The organism is Corynebacterium sp. HMSC064E07 (genome assembly GCF_001815745.1).
Classification (GTDB): domain Bacteria; phylum Actinomycetota; class Actinomycetes; order Mycobacteriales; family Mycobacteriaceae; genus Corynebacterium; species Corynebacterium jeikeium_D.
In genome coordinates, this window is record NZ_KV821812.1 from 74,559 (window position 1) to 94,735 (window position 20,177).

A 20,177-nucleotide genomic window follows, 5' to 3' on the forward strand; every position below is an offset into this window, starting at 1 on the left:
GAGCAATCTATGGTGGAGAGAAGAATGTCGGCAAGCAGTGATAAGTCGAGGCCGTCGGAATTGACCGGCGGTGGTTTGTTGGCTGTACCAGGCAATGACAGTCGGACTATTGGCGTGCTGGCACTAATCTTTGGTGTCGGCGGGCTCTTGATGTCCTGGATGATCGTTGGTGGCATCCTCGGTGTCTTTGGCATTGTTCTGGGCATCATCGCGATGGCGAAGGCGTTGAGCGCGAAGAAGCGCGTGCAAGCTGCTGGGGGAGACGCGGTCATCAGCGGTTCGTTCGGATTGGGCGTTGTCGGCATTGTGACGGGCATTGCAGCCGTCGTGGTGTCGCTGATGCTGTACTGGTCGACATCAGACGCGATGTCGAAGTGCGAGAAATTCGAGCGCACCTCTGGAGAGTATGCCGAGTGCATCTCTAATCAGATGGGGACTGACCAGCCAAAGAAGCAATCGGAGTGAGTTCGGACGCGAAGTCAATGGCGGTGTTACTTTGTGCCCGGAGTTTTCGGTTCATGCCAGATGCGCAATGAGGAAATGAGCTAACCCCGTAATCCACCCCCGAAGTCCAACTGCCTGCAGTTTCGGTCGGGGGTTTCTTAGTGAAATCTCATATTGGGCCGAGTGTTGGTAATGATATTGGTGTCAGAAAGTACCCACATTTGGCATCCCCTACATGCGGTTAACGTTTGAACATGCGTGCAATACAGGATGTCTGCTGATTATTAAATAGGAGCGTGAATCGTGGCAGCGACATCTACGCGCGACAACTCCCCGGAACTGTCACCTGGCCAACAAGACCGTGGTTACCTCAGCCGGGAGCTTTTCCGTAAGCGCACCGGTCTAGGACTCGGTATCATCCTGTCCTTGCTCGTGTACTTCTTTATGCCGGCTGAGCTCGATCACAACCTGCGTGCAACCGCAGGTGTAGCAGTGCTTATGGCCGTGTGGTGGATGTCCGAGGCTATCCCGATTGCCGTTACGGCTCTGCTGCCGCTGGCTCTATTCCCGATTCTCAACCTCGCGGAGATTAAGGATTTCTCGGGCAAGTACACAGACCCGACCATCTTCCTCTTTATGGGCGGCTTCCTGTTGGCGCTGGCGATGCAGCGTTGGAACCTCCACAAGCGCGTCGCATTGTGGGTTCTGGTGCTCATGGGGTCGTCACCAAAGATGCTGATTCTCGGCTTCATGGTGGCTACTGGCTTCCTGTCGATGTGGGTCTCCAACACGGCCACGGCCGTGATGATGCTGCCAATCGGTGTGTCCGTCCTGAGCCTCATTGTCCGAATGCTGCACGATGAAAAGGTTGCTGCAGAGGATACGGGCTCTGCGAGTGAATCCGTCGCTGAAACCCCCGGTGGGGATGCGCTGGAGGAGGCCGAGGAGTCGTCGTCAAGCTATGACCCGATGCCAAAGTCAAACTTCGGTATCGCGCTGATGCTGGGTATCGCTTACGCGGCATCGATTGGTTCGCTGGGCACCATTATTGGTACTCCTCCGAACGCTATGCTGGCGGCCTACATGGCGGAGCAGGGAGTCAATATTGGGTTTGGCCAGTGGATGCTGCTCGGTGTCCCGGTGGCGGTTGTGCTCATGCTCTGTGCATGGTTCCTGCTGACAAATGTTCTGTTTAAGCCGGAGATTACGCATATTCCAGGTGGGCGCGAACTCATGCGTGACGAGTTGAAGCGCCTTGGCCGTATGTCGACTGGAGAGCGCCGAGTGCTCCTGGTGTTTATCGCGGCGGCACTGGCGTGGGTCTTTGTTCCGGTGCTGCTGCCCGACACCAAGATTGCCGATGCGGTTATCGCAATGACCGTGGGTATTGCGCTGTTCATTATTCCGGGCGGTCCTGATGGCGTTAAGCTTATGCGTTGGGAAAATGCGTTAGAGCTGCCGTGGGGCGTGCTGCTGCTGTTCGGTGGTGGCCTCGCACTGTCCTCGCAGTTCGGTGCCTCTGGGCTGTCGGACTGGATTGGCGAGCAGCTGTCTACTCTCGGCTGGATGCCAGTGGCTGCACTCGTGGTTGTCGTCGGCGCCGTTGTGCTGTTCCTGACCGAGTTCACCTCTAACACCGCGACGGCCGCGACCTTCCTGCCGCTGGTTGGTGCGATGGCAATCGGTCTGGGCCACGACCAGATGATTTTCGCCGTTCCAGTTGCACTGGCAGCTACTTCGGCCTTCATGATGCCGGTTGCAACACCGCCGAACGCCATCGCCTACGGCTCCGGCTACGTCAGCATGGACAACATGGTCAAGGCCGGTGTTTGGCTGAACGTCGTCGCACTGATCGTGATTTCTGTGGCATCGCTGACGCTGCTGCAGTGGGTATTCGGCGTCGTGTACTAGCTGGGTATGTAGTAGCCCGTAGTGGATGGTGGGGCAGCGCGCTGAACCGCCACCGGACTGCTTCGCCTAGCGTTGCTCAGATACTCCTTCGCCCCGTTCCACTTCGGTGGTCCGGGGCTTTTGGCTGCAAATGTGAAACTGTGTGAGTTTATGACACTTTCAGGCCATTTTTCAGGCTATTTTTGACATAAACGCAGTCAGTAACTCACTAGCGCTGACACCAAAAGAAGAATCGGGCTTGAATAAGGTGTGAAACCTCATTCAAGCCCGATTTTTCTAGTCAAGCAGTTAGCCCCTGAACAACTCCAGGTTAAAGCTTTACTCCAAGTAGTCGCGCAGCACCTGCGAACGCGATGGGTGACGCAGCTTGGACATCGTCTTGGACTCGATCTGACGGATGCGCTCGCGTGTCACACCGTAGACCTGGCCAATCTCGTCAAGCGTACGCGGCATGCCGTCGGTAAGGCCGAAGCGCAGGCGGACGACACCGGCTTCACGTTCGGAGAGAGTCTCCAGAACGTCGCCAAGCTGGTCCTGGAGGAGCGTGAAGCTGACGGCGTCCACAGCGATGACTGCCTCTGAGTCCTCAATGAAGTCACCGAGCTGGGAGTCGCCCTCGTCACCGATGGTCTGGTCCAGCGAAATGGGTTCACGAGCGTACTGCTGAATCTCGAGAACCTTTTCCTCGGTGATGTCCATCTCCTTAGCGAGCTCTTCCGGAGTGGGCTCGCGGCCCAAATCCTGGAGCAACTCGCGCTGGATACGGCCGAGCTTATTAATGACCTCAACCATGTGAACCGGAATACGAATGGTTCGAGCCTGGTCGGCCATTGCACGAGTAATTGCCTGGCGAATCCACCAGGTTGCGTACGTGGAGAACTTGTAGCCCTTGGTGTAGTCGAACTTCTCGACGGCGCGAATCAGGCCGAGGTTGCCCTCCTGAATCAAGTCGAGGAAAGCCATGCCACGGCCGGTGTAGCGCTTTGCCAGGGACACCACAAGACGGAGGTTGGCTTCGAGCAGGTGATTCTTGGCGCGCTGACCGTCACGAGAAATCTCGCGCAAGTCGCGCTTTTGAGCGTAAGCGATGCGCTCGCCGGCTTCCTTGGCCTCGTCAATCTTGTACTGCGCATACAGACCGGCCTCGATGCGCTTTGCCAGACTGACTTCTTCCTCGGCAGTCAGCAGCGCGACCTTACCAATCTGCTTGAGGTAGGCGCGGACAGAGTCGGCGGAGGCGGTGAGGGCAGCATCTTTGCGGGCCTGACGCAGACGAGCGGACTCGTCCTCGTTCCAGACCTCGTCGCCCTCGTCCTCTTCATCCTCGTCTTCGTCCTCGTCGTCCTCTTCTTCATCATCGTCGAGGTCGTCGTCTTCGAGGTCGTCATCATCCAGATCGTCGTGAAGATCATCGTCTTCGAGATCATCATCCAGATCCGGGTCGTAGTCCTGCTCCTGCTCCAAGTCGTGGTCGAGTTCCTCGTCCTCGAGCTCTTCGTTCTCAGTTGCGTCGAGAGCTTGCGCGTCCTTCGCCTTCGCTGCAGCAGCCTTGGCCGCGGTGGCCTTCGCAGCCGTTGTCCGCTTAGTTGCCTTCTTGGCGGCGGCCTTACGCGTGGTTTTCTTAGCGACGGACTTCTTGGCCGCCTTCTTCACGGTCTTCTTGGCCGCTGCCTTCTTAGCGGTCGTCTTCTTCGCCGCAGTTTTGGTAGCAGCCGTCTTTTTGGCAGCAGTCTTCTTCGCGGCAGTCTTCTTTGCCACGGTCTTCTTCACTGCCTTCTTGATGGCCTTCTTTACAGCCTTCTTTGCAGGAGTAGCTGAACCGGTGCCACTCCCGGTGGATTGGTCCTGAGCTTGCCCCAGTTCGTTGCCTGCCACGAACGCCCTTTCACGATGTACGTTGTGTGCGCCGCCAAAGCCGCCGCCAGCTTCTCTCGGTCGAAGAGAAGCTCAACGCGCCAGTGGTGCGCCTTTACTTCGTCTATAGCCAACTAGCCGAATGGAAAACATTCAGAGCTGACCTTTTCGTGCCACGGTCATCAGTGTTGCTTTCTGGCTCCTAGCGAAGAAGTAATCGGTGAAAATCCTCATCGAAGCAGTGCGCTGGAATTCGATTTTCCCAATCCTCCTCGAGCCTGTTGATTATTCAACCTTGCCGTGAGTCAACTTCTTATTGTAAACCAATTCTTAAAACCGCCGCCACGGGGCATGGCTTCAAGCACGTGTCACGCCCGACACGTAGCTACCAATCCCCATATAAGAAATGAAAGTGGTTAAGGGTAAAGTCCCTGGTCAGCTGCAAAGGCGGCGCCAGCAATACCCGCATTATTATCCAGACTTGCGGGGACAACTGGAGTCTTACATGTCAACAGCGGAATCCACTTTTCGTGTTCGCGACTGATTCCGCCGCCGACGATGATCCGTGACGGCCAAAACAGTGCCTCGTAGGTCTTAAGCACCTTGCTCACGCGCTCAGCCCACTCTTCGAAGCCGAGCCCCTCCACATCCTTAACTCTCGCGGATGCAAAGTGTTCGGCCTCCATGCCATCAATGATGAGGTGGCCTAACTCCGAATTGGGGTAGAGCAGTCCGTCATGAATAAGCGCGGAGCCGATGCCTGTACCAAAAGTTAGCAACAACACGGCGCCTGTCTTATTGCCCGGATCGCCAAACTGGACTTCAGCGAGGCCGGCAGCGTCAGCGTCGTTAAGCACGTGCGCCTTGTTGTTGGGCAGGTATTTAGCGAAGAGCTCTTGGCAGTTCGTATTAACCCAAGAACCGTCAATATTGGCGGCCAGCAAGGCAATCTGATTCTGTACGACGGACGGAATCGTGATGCCGACATCGGAATCCCACTTCGCAATGTCCACAATTTCTGCAATGGTCTCCGCAACCGCTTCCGGAGTTGCCGGCTGTGGCGTGAAAATCTTAATGCGGTTGCCAATAAGCTGCCCAGTATCAAGATCCACGCGGCCCCCTTTGATTCCAGAGCCTCCGACGTCGATGCCAAATCCAATTCGTTGTCCCATAGCTCAAATTGTACGAAACAGACACAATGGGGGCATGAGCATGAACTCGCGTGGCACCGAACAACTCGCTAGCAGGGCAGATAATAGGGGGTTTAGTGCGTCGAATAGCCCCGGTTCCGTGCGACCCAGCGTCAGGGATCTGCGTGACCGCGCGGTACTTATCGCCCGCGCAGCCGCGGCGCACATCGCCAGTCGTCGGGTCGAACTCGGCTCCGATGGCGTTTTAGCAAGTTCCGAAACGAAGTCCTCAGCTGTAGACCCCGTCACCGTTGTCGACCGTGAATCTGAGGAGCTCATTCGTTCGCTTATCAAGACGTTTAGCAGCTCTGACCGCATTTTGGGCGAAGAAGGCGGGCTTGACGACGGCGCGAGTTCCCCAGCGCAGGCTGCCAACGAGGGCGAAGCGGTGACCTGGATTGTAGACCCCATCGACGGTACGGTGAATTTCCTCTACGGCATGCCCAATTTTGCTGTGAGTATCGCTTGCGCCGTAGGCGATGAGGTAGTGGCGGGTGCAGTGGCAAATGCGTCCTCGGGAGAGATTTACAGTGCAGCTAAGGGAGAGGGCGCTCAGGTTTCTCGACGGGACGGCACTGTGCAGACGCTTAGTTGTTCCCCAACGGCCGAGCTGGAAAAGACACTTGTGGCAACGGGATTCAGCTATTCCGCTAGTCTCCGGCAGGTGCAGGGCCGGATAGCGTCGCAGTTGCTGGGGGAGTGTCGAGATATTCGGCGCATGGGATCGGCGGCGCTGGATTTGTGCATGGTGGCGCACGGCCGTGTTGATGCGTATTACGAACACGACATCAAGATTTGGGATTATGCAGCTGGTGCTCTGATTGCGGCTGAAGCAGGCGCAAGGATTAGGGTCCCGGAATTCACTCAGTGTGCCAACGTTACTGGCCGGCCGGAGGGAGACCCGCTCGACTTTGGTGTCGGTGCGGCGAACTCTGAAGTTGCCGATGCGTTCTTCGAGGCATTGGATGGTGCTGTCGCGCAGGCTAGGAATTAGTGCGTCGGTCTAGGAGCAGGTGCTCGAGCCTAACGAGCTCAACCCCTCTAGGTCGGCTTGTTCGCCACGGTTCAATGCGGACATCGTTTCCTCAACCTGGCTGGCTACTTCGAGATCCTTAAACCCCTTACCCAAGGACACATCGACGGTTGCATCCGGCCGACCATCGTGGATGAGCTCAAAGCAGGGGAAAAGAGCGTGAAGCGCTGCGGCGTGGCCATTGAAGTCCTCGCCATAACGCAGCTGGCCGAAGCAACCGAGGTCTTGGTTTTCCACAATAGGGTCGTTGCCGTAGGGAACCTGCTCATCGAGGACAAAATCGAGCTGCCGCAATTGCTCGGCGACGGTTGTAGCCTGGCCGACTTTGCCGTTGGCATTATAAACGCGCACATGAACATCCGACGGTGGAACGACGTGCTCTCCGATTAGCGTGGTGGAGGAAACAGGGGTGCCAGCCGCGGGGAGGGAACAGGACACCGGATAACTTGCCGGTTGGCTCCGGAATGCCAATACCCACAACGTAGCGGCAATCACTACAGCAACGACGGAAACAACCACGTAGGGAACAATTTTTCGTCGATGTGATGCGCTCGTAATGCTCGCGGGGCCTGAACTCATAGCCATCATGTTATCGTCTCCTCGTCTAATAGGCATAGAAACCTATTTTGACCTGCAGAGATGACAGATTGCGTGAATTGCCTTAATATCCGCTGAGAAAGGCACTGGAGAGTACAGGGTGTCAATCGTCTCAACGCGTTGTATTCTCCGAGAAAAAGTCAGTTCACAATGTCTAGCAAAGGTCCAGAAAGAAGGTTTGGGACATGGCTGTAAACTACGATGCCCCGCGTACTCGTGAAACCGAAGAGCTGGAGACCGATTCCCTCGAGGGCCTTCAGGCTGCATCTGCTGAGAAGGAAATCGACGACACTGACGACGGCGAAATTGTTGAGCCGTTCGAGTTGCCGGTTGCCGACATCGCGGGTGAAGAATTCGATATGGATGTTGCCCCGAAGGGGGAGGATGAATTCACCTGTGGCTCCTGCTTCATGGTGATGCACCGCTCAATGATCGCAATCGATAACGGCGATGGATTCCCCATCTGTCAGGACTGTGCCTAATCCCCGCACAGCCGGGATAGCTTCCTAGGAAAAAGGAAAACCGCCACTACCACGGTTCTGGCGGCGCTGGGGCCGTCGGCAAGCGTGTAGCGGCGGTGAGAGATTTGACCTAGCGGTCGAAGAGACTGTCAAGCAGTGCCTCGGGGTGGCGGGTGGAGACCAGCCAATAGGGGGTGGGGTCGTCCGGATCGTCGAGGACTAGCAGCACCATCGTGGGAATCCACGTGTGTGTAACCAGGAACGCTGCTGGATCGAGCTGACGGCCCAACGCATTGCGCTGCGCGGACTTCGGGACCACCAGGGATTTGGCAACAACCGATGCTGGCAAAACTGCCGTGCCAGCGTGAAGCCAGCGTTCACCAGTGCTGTCCACTTCCACGGACACCGTGGTCTTCGACATAGTCAACAGCACCCACACGCCCACGGCCAGACAAATAATGCCGCCGATGACAAGCCAAATCGGTGAACGGTTAAAGCCAATCTGGGCCGTGCATACAAAAACGGCAGCAGCGCCGAGTACCCAGAACCACCAGGGAACCCAGAGCTTTTCGGAATAGACAATCGATGAATCTCCGCTCGAGCTCATTGCTATTGCCGCACCTTCAGAGACGGATGCTGAGCTGTCGTCGCGACGAGGCTGCAGGTTATCTTTTCCACTCACGGTTATCCATTCTAGGGCACGGCTATGCTCGGTACTGACAAGGCCGAAGTGCGGTTCTTAAAAGACGCGACAGCGAAGGATATACAAAGAGATGACTTATGCCCCGGTGCAAGTGAAAAAGCTCGCTAAAGACGCTGTGATTCCCCAGCGTGCGCATGCCGATGATGCCGGTGTGGATTTGAGCTCAGTGGAGGATGTCATCCTAGCACCAGGGCAGCGGGCGCTCGTGGGAACCGGTATTGCCATTGCTTTGCCGGCGGGCACAGTGGGATTGGTTCATCCTCGCTCCGGATTGGCTTTCAAAAAGGGGCTGTCCATCGTCAACGCTCCCGGCACGATTGATGCCGGTTACCGTGGTGAGCTTAAAGTCTGCCTGATCAACTTGGACCCGACCAATGCGGTGGAGATCGCCAAGGGCGATCGAATTGCCCAATTGGTTGTGCAGAAGGTCGAGCTCAGCCCGCTGGTGGAAGTCGATGAGCTCGATGAAACTGAACGCGGCGTGGGAGGCCACGGGTCAACCGGAGTGTCCACGACGCTTTAAAACGCCTCTGACAGCGCGGGGACCCTACCAAGTGTGGTTCAATGCGTGAAGAGCTCAATAAAGCGTTTACAAAAGCGTATACAAAGATTTCTTTTTAGCGAGGTGTCAATAAACCACCATGTGGCCATTTGGAAAGAAGAACCAGCCAGAAGAACCAGCTGCTGAGGCAGAGACCGTTGCCACCGACTCTGCGGCGCCAGCTTCTGAGGAGGCTACCGCAACCGTGCATGACGACGCGTCGGAAACCGCCGCGGAGAACGCACCAGCAAACGGCCCCTTCGATATCAACAGCGCTAGCCCGACGCAGTTTGATTTTTCGGACTTCGCGAAGGCCAGCCTGAACCTCGGTTCGATGCTGCTGCCTATTCCTCACGTTGGTGATATTCAGGTGGAGATGGGGCCGACAGGTCCAACCATGCTGCACGTCGCCACTGAGCATGGCCGCGTAACTCCTGTAGCATTCGCTGCTCCGACGTCGGGTGGCCTCTGGGAGGAGTCCGCTCAGGAAATCAAGGACGGTCTTGAGTCCGATGGCCTCGATGTCCATGTCGAGCAGGGGCCGTGGGGTTCTGAGGTCGTAGGTCGCACCTCCGATATGGAAATGCGAATCATCGGCGCCGACGGCCCGCGTTGGATGCTTCGCATGACGGCTTCCGGTCCGGCTGATCGGGCGGAGGAACTCGCAGATCTCGCCCGCGGTCTCCTTGCCCGTAGCTTCGTCTCTCGCGGTGAAAACCCGATGCCAGCAGGTCAGCCGCTTCCGGTTACGCTGCCGTCCCAGATGGCCGAGCAGATTCGTCAGGCATACCAGCAGCAGACCCAGGCTGCCCAAGCTGAAGGTGAACCCGGGCAGGTGCCAGGCGCTACTGGTATCAACCCGGATGGCTCCACCAATTAGTTTGGTCAACCCGCCAGCAGAGAGAAGCTAGCTACTTGACCAGTTAGAAAAAGGATCTGCAGGCGCCACTGTGCACTGCCCGCCGCCGTCACCCGACGGCGGCTTTTCTCTTGTCAGCGGGTAGTATCACACTGCGTGAACATCGAAGTGACTATTGACCGTCCCGCTGCCGGCGGAGAATTCATTGCCAGCTACGACGGACGAATCGGTTTCGTCACCGGCGGTATCCCCGGCGAACGCGTTGTTGTCGAAATTGCCAAACCTGATGCCAAGTTGTGGCGCGGCAATGTCGTTGAGGTTCTGGATGCCTCAGAGCATCGAATTTCGCAGCGTTGCGAAGCAGCTCAGCAGGGCGCGGGCTGTTGCGACTGGGGTTTTATTGATCCTGAGCACGCGGCGCGTCTCAAGGCTGATGTCTTGACCGATTGCCTGCGCCGTCTTGGACGTTTCACCGCCGACGAGCTGCCAGCTATCGATGTTCTTCCACTGGCTCCGACCTCCCGTTGGCGCACGCGCGTGCGGCTGGGTGTGGATTCCCAGGGACGAGCGGGATTACGTCGTTCCCGTTCCCACGAGCTCGTCATCGGCTCCGAGTGCGTCCAAACAGTTCCCAATCTCATCGCTGGCTTTTCGACGGCCGGAACCATCCCCGCCGCTAAGCCTGCTCGCGGTCGAGGGAGCAAGAAGCCGAAGCCAGGAGAACTCCATGTGGCCATGGACACGGAGGGTAACCGAAGTGCTGTGTACGTTTCCGGCAGCGGCAGGAACCGCAAGCAAACGGTGATTGAAGGCGAGCCAACCACACAGCACACTGTTCACGGAATTACTTTCGATGTGCCGACTACCGGTTTTTGGCAAGCCCATTGCCATGCCCCTGAGTTCTATGGATCACGCATCATTGAACTGTTGGCCGGTCAGTCTTTCTCCTGTGGTTGGGATCTTTACGGTGGCGCAGGCGTTCTGTCGGCGGCACTGCGCAAGCTAGTTGACGCAGAGGGCTCAATTCTCTCTGTCGAGGGTTTTGCAGCGGCAGCGACGGCGGGGCGCAAGGCCTTCACTGCAGCTGACCACAGTGCGAATGCGTCGTCTGCGGCACCAGTCCGGTTCGTTACTGGGGATGTCACCAAGGTAGTGCGCCGCGAAGTTGCTAATGAGGAAACACCAAACCCGGATATCGTTGTTCTCGACCCTCCGCGCTCCGGTGCTGGTAAGGATGCCGTTGCAGCTATTGCTCAGGCAAAGCCACGCGTGGTTGTACATTTCGGTTGCGATCCGGCGACTTTTGCCCGCGATGCCCGGTACTGGGCTGACTACGGCTACGCGTTCAAACACCTCGAGGTCGTTGACGCATTTGGCCTAACGCATCACTTTGAAACCATCGCGGTGCTGGAGCAGCTGTAGCTAGAGTGGCTGCCGCATGGGCGCAAGAACGTTGGCGCCGATCACGTCGGCAAGCAAATGTGCCTGCCATGGGCGGAAACCCTGTTCCCTGAGGTGAGCGGAGATTTCTGTAACGGCTGGCAGGCCGCCAGCGTAGTTGTCGTGGTGGCGGAATACGAATGAGCCGACTGCGCGACTGTGAATCCACCACACCAGTTCACGTGTCTGCGCGGAAGTGATGAGTGTGTCTTTGCGCAGGTGTATTTGGGCACAGACGTTGTCGATGCAGTCTCGCGTGGTTTCGAAAATCTCGGCGGCTTGTGGGGCATGTTCAGCCCAACGCCGAAAGTGGGGCATCTGGTTGGGAGCCTGCTTCTGGGGCTTCGGCCATGACGACCTGGGTTCCTGACGGGCTTCATTAACGACCTTCAACCAAGCGTCCGCAGCACCGCGACGGCGACGTGGAAATCCACGGATTGCAGTCAGTTCACGCTGCGTACCGGGGAGTTGTTCTGCGATTGTACGTAGAACGCTGTGACCCATGACGTGTGTTGGGGAGACATCACGGCGCTGCGCGATTTCGTCACGCTCAGTCCACAGTGCACGGGCGACGTGAAGTTGTTCGGGAGTGCGCAGCTTCCCAATCCCTTTGAGCCCCTGCCACGAGTGTCCGACGTGCAGACCATCGAGGTATTTACGGTTTAGAGCGAGTTCGCGTTCGCATTCCTGTTCCAGCCATTCCAAACGGTCGAGCTCAGTCAGCGCCTGACAAAGAACCTCGGCGAGTTCGATGAGCAGCTCGACATCCAAGGCTGCGTAGTCCAGCCAATCTGCTGGCAGTGGACGAGTAGACCAATCCTCTCGACCGTGCCCCTTGGCAAGTCCAACTCCGAGGAGTCGCTCTGTCAGAGCTGCTAAGTTGACTCGCTCCAGGCCGAGAAGGCGGCCGGCCAGCTCAGTGTCAATGACTTTGGTGGGGTAGAGGCCCAGGGCTGCGAGGCAGGGAAGGTCAGAATGAGCGGCGTGAATAATCCAGGTCAGGTCGTTGACTGAGGAACCGAAAACGGCCATCGCCTTGCGACCATCTTCGGGATCGATGAGAAAGGTGCCCGCTCCACGGCGGCGAAATTGAAGCAGGAAGGCGCGGTCGTCGTAGCGATATGCCGAAGCTCGTTCAGTATCGACTGCGAGCCAACCGTGTCCTTTGGCCAGCTTCTCACCGGCGTCAATAATGTCGTCGATGGCAGAAAGCACGCGTGGAGTTCCCTCGGCTGGGGCAAGTCTTACTTCTACGTCGGGACTAGTTTCCACGTCGGAGCTCATCGCACGCCTCTTCGGTCGTCGGTATCAGCAGTCGCCGGTATCAGCCCAGCAGGGAAACGCCGACGGGTGGCAGACCAGCGACGTTCGCTAGTACCTGAGCGAAGGATTCAACGTGGGTGCGCAGGTCGGTGCCACGAGCAGTCCACGATGCGCGCATTTCTAATTGAAAGGCCTGTGGCTTGCCGCCGATCTCGCCATAGCGGACAGAGTTCGTAGTAGTCACCGTGCCACCCAAGTTCGACAGTTCGGCGTTGTTCTCAGCCAGAGCCTCGGTGAGCCATTGCCAGGCAACCTGGGGAAGCAACGGATCTTCCGCGAGGGAGGCATCCATATCCGCCTGGATGTATGCAACCAAGCGCATGTCACCGTCCCAGGTTTCCTCACTGCGGGGGTCATGGAGCAAAATTAAACGACCAAAGGCATCGTCGTCCGAGGACTCGGGGACGATATCAGCTTCGGGCTGCGTGACCTCAAGCGAGACAGCGTGGCTAAACGGTGCCAGCTTCTGCGGTGGCCGAACGGTGCCCAGAGCAATCTCAGGTCGCAGTTCAGCAGAGTGCATTGACTGGACCGCGGCGCGGAAGTTCTGTGGCATTGAATCGGTTCCATTCACGCGCCTGAACTTAGCCATATGACGCTTGCGTTAGTGGGAGGCGCGCCGAAAAGAGTGGGAAGCGACCAAGAGGTTCGTCGAAAACGCACAGCAGGGCGAGTGATTTCCCTGCTCTTAGTACCCCACACATCAATTTTTAAGGTAAGTGGGGCATGATTGTCAGTATGAACAATCGTCGCACTTTGACTGATGCCCCGATTCTTGATGCAGCTTACGGTCGAACTCCTTCGCGCCGCCCGGTGTGGTTTATGCGGCAAGCCGGTCGTTCACTGCCTGAATACCGTGAGGTGCGCAAGGACATCGGTATGTTGGACTCCTGTTTCCGTCCGGAACTGCTCGCTGAGATTACTATGCAGCCGGTACGTAGGCACGACGTTGATGCTGCGATTCTTTTTTCCGATATCGTCGTACCGCTGAAGGCTGCGGGTGTCAACCTGGATATTGTTCCTGGCCGCGGTCCAGTAATGGATACTCCGGTGCGCTCGGAGGCAGACATCAAGGCTCTACCGGAAGTCACGGAAGAGCAACTCGCTCCGGTGGCCGAGGGTATCGGCCTCATTCTGCAAGAGCTGACTGATACCCAGGCACTCATTGGTTTCGCCGGTGCACCGTTCACCTTGGCGTCGTACCTGATTGAAGGCGGTCCATCCCGCAATCACGAGCGCACTAAGGCGCTGATGCACTCGGACCCTGAATTGTGGGATCACCTGATGCAGAAAATCACTCCGATGGTGATTGCTTTCCTGCGCGCGCAGATTGGCGCTGGTGTGGACGCTCTTCAGCTCTTCGACTCCTGGGCTGGCTATCTCACCGAGCGTGATTACCGCCGCTTTGTGTTGCCGTACTCGAAGGAAATCTTCCAGGCTGTCGCCGACGCCGGCATTCCGCGCATCCACTTCGGTGTGGGCACCGGCGAGCTTCTCGGTGCGATGGCTGAAGCCGGCCCAGAAGTCATGGGCGTCGACTGGCGCGTGCCACTGGACGTTGCTGCCAACCGCATTCGTGCCACGCTTTCCGACGTTCACCGAGGCGCAGACCCGGCGGAAAACAGCCTTGCATTGCAGGGCAACCTTGACCCGGCGATTCTCTTTGCCGGTGAAGATGCAATGACCCAAGAGATTCAGCGCATCTGCTCTGAGGCGGACCGTGCAATTAAGCGTGGTGACGCCCGTGGACATATCTTCAACTTGGGTCACGGGGTGCTACCGAATACCGATGCCGACGCGATTACGCGCGCCGTTGAGATCATTCACGCAACGTAAAAGCCGACGCAACAGGCGTGTAAAACACGCACTAGCTAATTTCCTACAAGTCTTATCGACCGTGCCCGCTCGAGGCGCGGGCATAGAGAAAGCGTACGAAATACCGTGGTTGCACAACCTTCTACCATTGCCGTCATAGGTGGCGGTATCTCCGGCCTGAGCGCAGCGTATGAGTTGCGTAAAAAGCTCGGACCCGCCGCAAGAATAATTGTCATCGAGTCCAGTGCACAGGTCGGCGGCAAGCTGAAGACTCGACCAGGAGCTAACGGCCCTCTTGAGGCGGGCGCTGAGGCGTACCTGGCGTTCCGTCACGATGCCACCGATTTTTTCAAGGAACTCGGGTTGGCAGATCAGCTAGTCGCCCCTTCGGGGCTGCCTTCCAAGCTCTACATTGGCGGTGAACTCAAGGACCTTCCGCGTAACACGGTCACCGGTATTCCAGGAAGTTCAGAAGGGTTGGGCTACCTCCTCAGCGAGGCCACCCTCGCCAAGATTGATGCCGAGTCGAACCCCGAGCTCACTCCAGCCTTGCACTGGGTACTGGGTGACGACATGAATGTCGGCCAGCTGGTCGCGGCGCGGCTCGGTGAGGAAGTCGTTGACCGCATCGTCTCCCCGCTGCTCGGGGGCGTCTACTCAACCACCGCATACGATCTGGGTCTGCGTGCGACCATCCCACAGCTGGCGGCAGCGCTTGATGAAATGGCTAGTGTCGGTGACCATGTCAGCCTCACCGGCGCTGTCCAGCGCGTTCTGGAAGCACGTAAGGAGGCGCAGCAGGCGCGTCTGAGTAGTGAGGCTGCGACAGATTCGACGAAGACGAAGCGACCGGTGGTCTTCCAAACGTTCCGCGATGGCTTCGAGGTTCTCTACAACACGCTTGTCGACGAATCGGGAGCCGAACTCCTCTTGTCGACGAAGGCTACTGGTCTGCGCCAGCATGACAACGGCTTTGAGGTGACAGTGGAACTGCCGTCGGAAAGCGGCACGAGCATTAGCACTATCGACGTCGACGGTGTTGTCGTGGCGGCACCTTCTGCAACCACATCGGAGCTGTTGAGCAATCTTGCGCCAGAGGCGGCCGAGCTCATTGGTGGGGTAGACACGTCGAACTCGGCGGTGGTCGGTATGTGTTTCGACTCGTCGGAAGGACTGCCGGAGATCAACGGCGTGTTGTGCGAGATTGGTGCTGACCTGTCCGCGAAAGCTTTTACAGTGTCGTCCCGGAAGTGGCCACATATTGGTGAGCGCTACGGTGCCGTTGTGAGGGCAAGCTTCGGCCGTTTTGATGATGACTCGCACGTGCATCGTAGCGACGAGGACCTCATCGCCAGGGCAAAAGCAGATTTGGCTAAGGCGACTGGCTTTGATGCCGAACCGACAGCGGTTTTCGTCCAGTGTTGGTGGGCGGGGATTCCACGCTTCGATATGGGGCATGGAGGCCTGATGGATTTTGCTCGCCAGGATTTGGCCGAGGTGCCTAAGCTTGCAGCAACAGGGGCGTGGCTCAGTGGCCCGGGCATTCCGGAATGTATCTCCAACGCCAAGGCTGCGGCCAGCAAGATTGCTGCGGAGCTGGCATAAAGCTGCGAGATTGGTGCTGAGTACGAAACTGGCGCTGACCCATCGTTTTTAAACAAACCTTTCAACCGAACTAGGAGACAACTAATGACCAAGCTCGATTTCAAGAAGCTCAACGACACCATCCGCTACACCATGTGGTCTGCCTTCAAGGTGACCCCAGGTGCACTCGGTGATAACCGCGAAGAGGCAGTGGCTAAGACCAAGGAATTCCTGGCTCGTTACGAAGACACTGATCTGATCATCCGTGGTTTCTACGATGTTTCGGCCATGCGTGCTGAAGCCGACTTCATGTTCTGGATCCACGCAGAGAAGCTGGAAGACCTGCAGGCGTTCTACAACGCCTTCCTGCGCGAGACTCCGCTGGGCAAGGCATCCACTCCGCACTGGTCGAACGCTGCGCTGCACCGTCCAGCTGAGTTCAACAAGTCGCACCTGCCGTCGTTCATCATGGGTGAAGAGCCGGGACGATGGATTGCGGTTTACCCCTTCGTTCGTTCCTACGACTGGTACCTGCTGGAGCCGACCGAGCGACGCCGCATCCTTGCTGAACACGGTATGGCCGGTCGTGACTACCCGGATGTGCGCGCCAATACTGTCCCGGCGTTCGCACTCGGTGACTACGAGTGGATCCTTGCATTCGAGGGGCCGGAGCTCGACCGCATTGTGGACTTGATGTGGAAGATGCGTTACACCGAGGCTCGTCTGCACGTCCGCGAAGAGATTCCGTTCCACACGGGACGTCGCGTCGATGACATCGCAGAGATCATCAACGTTCTGCCGTAGCTCACGCAATCAACGAGAGAATCAGCAGCGCCGCTGGTCAAGCCCCGTTAACTGACGGGATTTTGACCAGCGGCGCTGCTTCTCTATCTAGTTATTCAGCCGTCTTGTCCGGTTCGAGCGTGAGTGAAATTGAATTGATGCAATAACGCAGGTCGGTCGGAGTATTGTATCCCTCACCCTCAAAGACGTGGCCGAGGTGAGACTTGCAACGACTGCACAGCACTTCGGTACGGACCATACCGAGGCTGGTGTCTCGGCGCTCAATAATCCGGTCTCCAGCTAGTGGAGAGAAGAAGGATGGCCAACCGCAGTGAGAGTCGAACTTCTCGTTCGACCGAAACAGCTCGTAACCACAGGCCCGGCAGCGGTAGACACCTTGAGTCTTGGTATCGGTGTACTCACCGGTGAAGGCGCGTTCAGTACCTGCCTGACGCAAAACCTGGTACTCCGCGGCACTGAGGCGTTCGCGCCATTCTTCTTCGCTCAGATTCCAGTCTTCGCTATGCGAATCAACCATTCTGAATAGCCTCCTCAGACTTGAGATCAGATTCCTGATTAGACTTCCTGCCTGCTATCTTCCAGTCGCTCAGCCAGCTGAAGCCGGATGCAAAGCTACGCCCATTGACGGCATCCACAATCGTCATTCGAATGAGTGCTGCCGTGATGGAGAGAATAAGAACGGCCCATCCAATACCGCCGATTGCAACCGTGAACCACGGGAAAAAGAGGTCATCTTCATCAATCCACCAATTGGCGTAGAAGAAACAGAGTACGACTCCGAGTCCTGCGCCCCAATTCAACATGACTGTCGAACCAATATTTCCTTCATTGTCGCGAGCCAAAACCAATGGGCGAAGCACGGTGAGAACCATTGGCAAGAGCGTCATCGAGTAGTACTGCTGGCCCAGGCTGGAAAGGAAGAACGCGCCGGTGAAGAGAACTCCGGAAGTCGTAGCAATCCAGAATATCTCATCCCTTTCGAGCCAGCGAAGAAGGAGCACGACGGATACCAAGACGAAAATGCCGAAAAAGATCTGCCACAGCAAAATCAGGGTCGGATGGGCACCTAGCCAAACAAGCTGTCCAGTCAGTGAAGCATTTGCAAAGTCACGGACAACTCCCAGGTAGGGGACGGTGATATCTAGGTAGTCACGTGGTTGGACCATGAGCGGCCACGCAATGACATTGGCTGCAATTACCACTCCGATACTGGTCAGTACCGTAGAGAACTGCCTGCGCATGAACGGTAGGAACAGCATTGGCAAGAAAACAGGTTTAATGGTGATTGCGATACCGATGATCAGGCCGGCCAGGATATTGCGCCGCTCGGTCAGAGCAATAAAAAACAGCACTAATGCAAGGAAGAGTGAACCGTTGACGTTCGTAAAATCAAGGGTGTTGGTAACGGGTTCCGTGAGGTAGAGCAGTGCTATCGACGCTGGAATGATGGGGCCAGAGCGCGCAATACCAAGCCACCTGAGTAGCAATACAATTGCCGCAATGATTGCAGCTGACTGAAACACCGCAAACCAGATTCGGCCCGATTCAAGTGAGCCGAACAAATCAATCGGGGCTAAAAGTAGGGTAGCGCCTGGGGAATACAGATAGTGCGGATCGGCTGTTACGTAGTCTTCCGAATAAACGGGTACCTGCGATACGAATCGATTAATTGCCGACCAGACCGTCGTAAAGTCATCTGTGCCAGAAACGTCTTTCGGCAAAACCCAGGTGCGGTGAAAAATCACCACAGCTGCGATAGGCCACAAGAAAGCGCTGAGTCCTCGCGACACGTGCCGAGACAGAGGGCGTGGAGCCACCGAATTTGTCTCTGGCGTGTCCTTGGACGTTTGCGTTAATGCCGTTGCGCTTGCGCTCACGTCGATTTTTGGTTTACTCACAATACTCCACCCTACTGGGTGAAGCTGCGGGAATAGCGTAGGAAGATGTGTGAGTCGGAACGTAGGATATCCCGCACTTCAAAAGCCTGCGGGTTCGTCGAGTTCGAGTCCTCATCAGGGTCGTTCTCGCCGAAAGTCAGGGGGCCGTTACCCACCCACATCGGCGACAATGTCAGGAACAGTTCGTCGACGCACCCCTTTTTGAATGCTTCTCGATACATCGTCGATCCACCCTCTACGACAATGTCCCGATACCCATGTTCAGCCAGCCACGTTAACGCCGCTTTTACCGAGGGGTTAGGGAACTTAACGACGCGAGCCCCGGCCGACTCCATCTTTTTAGCTTTGTTCTTGTGAGCGGCTCTTGCCTCTTCATCATTAAAAGCATCTTTAGTCGGGGTGAAGATTATCGGAGGATTGACTTCTGCATTCGCGAAAAAGTCAGATTTTATATCTAAATCCAACGAGCGCGAAAGTGTGGACATCGCCACGTGCTCGGAGCGACCTAGCTTCTGTCGAACGGCCTCTAGGTACTCCGGTATCTCAACTGGCCCGTACCCCTCGGACGCAATGGTGCCTGTACCAACGAAAACGACGTCGGCAAGCGCGCGAAGCGTGTTGAAAACCGTGGCATCGGTGTCGTTGCCAAGCTGGCCAGAGGTGCCTTCGACGGCGCCGCGTCCGTCCAAGCTGGTGACGGCGATGGCCGTGACGGTGGAGGTGTTGTGAGACACCGCCGCTGTATCATGTGTCGTTTGCGCAGGTCGAGAAAGAAACTGCAGAATTTCGTCGGTCGATGGGCTTACGGAGGTGAGTGTAGCCATACCGCCGAGGTTAAGCCGACGATTGCAGAATAGGCAAGGCCTGGCTTATAAGGGAAGTATTATAATCGTTGTCATTTATAAGGATTGGACTTATAGTAGGGGCATGCGACTAACAGATACTCTTGAGAAGGCATTCAACGACCAGATCACTATGGAGCTCACCGCTTCCCACGTCTACCGCCAGCTGGCAATCGAACTGGACCTGCTGGATTTCTCCGGCATGGCAGAGTGGATGCGTGCACAGGCGGATGAGGAAGTTGATCACGCGAACCAGTTCATCGCACACCTCGATGCTCGCGACAACCACCCGCAGATTGGTGCTGTCGACGCACCGGAGGTGAAGGTCACTTCCGCAATCGATGCATTCCGCATTGCTCTCGAGCATGAAGAGAAGGTTTCGGCATCTATCCGTAACCTCCGCAAGCTTGCTGATAGCGAGGGTGATCTCGACTCCCGCCCGCTGCTGGACAGCTTCGTGGTTGAGCAGATTGAGGAAGAGGACACCGTGCGTGGCATCATCGGTCGCCTGGAGATTGTTGGCGACAACGGTGCTGGCCTGCTGCGTATCGACCGGGAGCTTGGCGCTCGCGACGCAGCTTAATGTCGAGCTCGGTTCGCAGTTTCGATAGAAATGACCGCCCTGGGGTTAACTGCCTAGGGCGGTCATTTCTATTTAGCTAGGGTATCAATTGATGGACTTGGCGTCCAGTCAAACCGAAATTCGTGGAGCTGCCATGGGGTAAGCTTCCATAGCCTCTAGCTGAGCGAGGTGCCGAGCCAAGCCCGCCGAATTGGGAAACCGGGTTAAGTAAAGAAAAGTGTGTCCGCATCCCACCATAACCCCAGACCACACACCACAAACCACCAAAGAATAGCTCCCCGAAAGCTATTACCCA

20 protein-coding genes are annotated in these 20,177 nt (G+C 56.8%); 11 read left to right on the top strand and 9 right to left on the bottom strand.

All coding sequences use genetic code 11. The features are described from left to right. The first annotated feature begins 24 nt into the window (after nucleotides 1-24). Nucleotides 25-465, top strand: a complete 441-nt coding sequence (locus tag HMPREF3053_RS04405) for a hypothetical protein (RefSeq protein ID WP_070767346.1) — start codon at nucleotides 25-27, stop codon at nucleotides 463-465. A 282-nt stretch (nucleotides 466-747) separates the two neighbouring features. After that, a complete protein-coding gene (locus tag HMPREF3053_RS04410) occupies nucleotides 748-2,355 on the top strand; it encodes an SLC13 family permease (protein WP_070767347.1) in 1,608 nt (535 codons plus the stop codon). 318 nt (nucleotides 2,356-2,673) lie between these two features. Here the strand turns inward: HMPREF3053_RS04410 and HMPREF3053_RS04415 are convergent, their stop codons facing one another. After that, nucleotides 2,674-4,230: an RNA polymerase sigma factor gene (locus HMPREF3053_RS04415; RefSeq protein WP_049193023.1), complete on the bottom strand. Its 1,557-nt coding sequence runs from the start codon at nucleotides 4,228-4,230 to the stop codon at nucleotides 2,674-2,676. Between the two features lie 395 nt (nucleotides 4,231-4,625). Next, entirely contained in the window at nucleotides 4,626-5,381 is a 756-nt protein-coding gene (gene ppgK / locus HMPREF3053_RS04420; RefSeq protein ID WP_069358722.1) for a polyphosphate--glucose phosphotransferase, read from the bottom strand. Nucleotides 5,382-5,499: 118 nt separating this feature from the next. On the opposite strand from ppgK, the gene HMPREF3053_RS04425 reads away from it, so the two are divergent. After that, complete coding sequence (locus HMPREF3053_RS04425; RefSeq protein WP_239660062.1) at nucleotides 5,500-6,393, top strand: inositol monophosphatase family protein; 894 nt, start codon at nucleotides 5,500-5,502, stop codon at nucleotides 6,391-6,393. 9 nt (nucleotides 6,394-6,402) lie between these two features. On the opposite strand, the gene HMPREF3053_RS10865 is transcribed toward HMPREF3053_RS04425, so the two are convergent. Then, nucleotides 6,403-7,011, bottom strand: a complete 609-nt coding sequence (locus HMPREF3053_RS10865) for a LytR C-terminal domain-containing protein (RefSeq protein WP_168166690.1) — start codon at nucleotides 7,009-7,011, stop codon at nucleotides 6,403-6,405. Between the two features lie 203 nt (nucleotides 7,012-7,214). Here HMPREF3053_RS10865 and HMPREF3053_RS04435 point away from each other — a divergent pair, with 203 nt between their 5' ends. Continuing rightward, a complete protein-coding gene (locus tag HMPREF3053_RS04435; protein ID WP_016422655.1) occupies nucleotides 7,215-7,511 on the top strand; it encodes a DUF4193 family protein in 297 nt (98 codons plus the stop codon). 109 nt (nucleotides 7,512-7,620) lie between these two features. Here the strand turns inward: HMPREF3053_RS04435 and HMPREF3053_RS04440 are convergent, their stop codons facing one another. After that, nucleotides 7,621-8,097: a DUF3093 domain-containing protein gene (locus HMPREF3053_RS04440; RefSeq protein ID WP_049173043.1), complete on the bottom strand. Its 477-nt coding sequence runs from the start codon at nucleotides 8,095-8,097 to the stop codon at nucleotides 7,621-7,623. A gap of 166 nt (nucleotides 8,098-8,263) precedes the next feature. Here HMPREF3053_RS04440 and dut point away from each other — a divergent pair, with 166 nt between their 5' ends. From dut to HMPREF3053_RS04455, 3 genes are all read left to right on the top strand, one after another. Continuing rightward, nucleotides 8,264-8,716 carry a dUTP diphosphatase gene (gene dut, locus HMPREF3053_RS04445; RefSeq protein WP_016422657.1) on the top strand — a complete coding sequence of 151 codons (453 nt, stop codon included), beginning with the start codon at nucleotides 8,264-8,266 and terminating at the stop codon, nucleotides 8,714-8,716. Between the two features lie 118 nt (nucleotides 8,717-8,834). Further along, nucleotides 8,835-9,614, top strand: a complete 780-nt coding sequence (locus HMPREF3053_RS04450; RefSeq protein ID WP_070438320.1) for a DUF3710 domain-containing protein — start codon at nucleotides 8,835-8,837, stop codon at nucleotides 9,612-9,614. 135 nt (nucleotides 9,615-9,749) lie between these two features. After that, the gene (locus HMPREF3053_RS04455; RefSeq protein WP_070767348.1) at nucleotides 9,750-11,015 is read left to right on the top strand and encodes a class I SAM-dependent RNA methyltransferase; all 1,266 of its coding nucleotides are present in this window, start codon (nucleotides 9,750-9,752) and stop codon (nucleotides 11,013-11,015) included. Here the strand turns inward: HMPREF3053_RS04455 and HMPREF3053_RS04460 are convergent, their stop codons facing one another. Then, nucleotides 11,016-12,317 carry an HRDC domain-containing protein gene (locus HMPREF3053_RS04460; RefSeq protein WP_070767349.1) on the bottom strand — a complete coding sequence of 434 codons (1,302 nt, stop codon included), beginning with the start codon at nucleotides 12,315-12,317 and terminating at the stop codon, nucleotides 11,016-11,018. 40 nt (nucleotides 12,318-12,357) lie between these two features. Then, nucleotides 12,358-12,912, bottom strand: coding sequence for a DUF3000 domain-containing protein (locus tag HMPREF3053_RS04465; protein WP_016422661.1), 555 nt, complete (start codon nucleotides 12,910-12,912; stop codon nucleotides 12,358-12,360). A 170-nt stretch (nucleotides 12,913-13,082) separates the two neighbouring features. On the opposite strand from HMPREF3053_RS04465, the gene hemE reads away from it, so the two are divergent. From hemE to hemQ, 3 genes are all read left to right on the top strand, one after another. Then, on the top strand, nucleotides 13,083-14,192 hold the full coding sequence (gene hemE, locus HMPREF3053_RS04470; RefSeq protein ID WP_069358718.1) for a uroporphyrinogen decarboxylase: 1,110 nt from the start codon (nucleotides 13,083-13,085) through the stop codon (nucleotides 14,190-14,192). A gap of 105 nt (nucleotides 14,193-14,297) precedes the next feature. Continuing rightward, entirely contained in the window at nucleotides 14,298-15,776 is a 1,479-nt protein-coding gene (hemG, locus tag HMPREF3053_RS04475) for a protoporphyrinogen oxidase (protein WP_070767350.1), read from the top strand. A gap of 84 nt (nucleotides 15,777-15,860) precedes the next feature. Then, complete coding sequence (hemQ, locus tag HMPREF3053_RS04480) at nucleotides 15,861-16,559, top strand: hydrogen peroxide-dependent heme synthase (protein ID WP_049173031.1); 699 nt, start codon at nucleotides 15,861-15,863, stop codon at nucleotides 16,557-16,559. A gap of 91 nt (nucleotides 16,560-16,650) precedes the next feature. Here hemQ and msrB read toward each other — a convergent pair whose 3' ends face one another. The 3 genes from msrB to HMPREF3053_RS04495 all read right to left on the bottom strand — a co-directional run bounded on the left by msrB (nucleotide 16,651) and on the right by HMPREF3053_RS04495 (nucleotide 19,281). Beyond that, entirely contained in the window at nucleotides 16,651-17,076 is a 426-nt protein-coding gene (gene msrB, locus HMPREF3053_RS04485; protein ID WP_048733231.1) for a peptide-methionine (R)-S-oxide reductase MsrB, read from the bottom strand. Further along, nucleotides 17,069-18,325, bottom strand: coding sequence for a glycosyltransferase family 87 protein (locus HMPREF3053_RS04490; protein ID WP_070827430.1), 1,257 nt, complete (start codon nucleotides 18,323-18,325; stop codon nucleotides 17,069-17,071). The genes msrB and HMPREF3053_RS04490 overlap by 8 nt, the downstream gene beginning before the upstream one ends. A 143-nt stretch (nucleotides 18,326-18,468) precedes the next feature. After that, a complete protein-coding gene (locus tag HMPREF3053_RS04495; protein ID WP_049193029.1) occupies nucleotides 18,469-19,281 on the bottom strand; it encodes a dihydrofolate reductase family protein in 813 nt (270 codons plus the stop codon). A 103-nt stretch (nucleotides 19,282-19,384) separates the two neighbouring features. Between HMPREF3053_RS04495 and HMPREF3053_RS04500 the strand changes: the two genes are divergently transcribed. Beyond that, nucleotides 19,385-19,882, top strand: a complete 498-nt coding sequence (locus HMPREF3053_RS04500) for a ferritin (RefSeq protein ID WP_070438323.1) — start codon at nucleotides 19,385-19,387, stop codon at nucleotides 19,880-19,882. Nucleotides 19,883-20,177 lie beyond the last annotated feature (295 nt).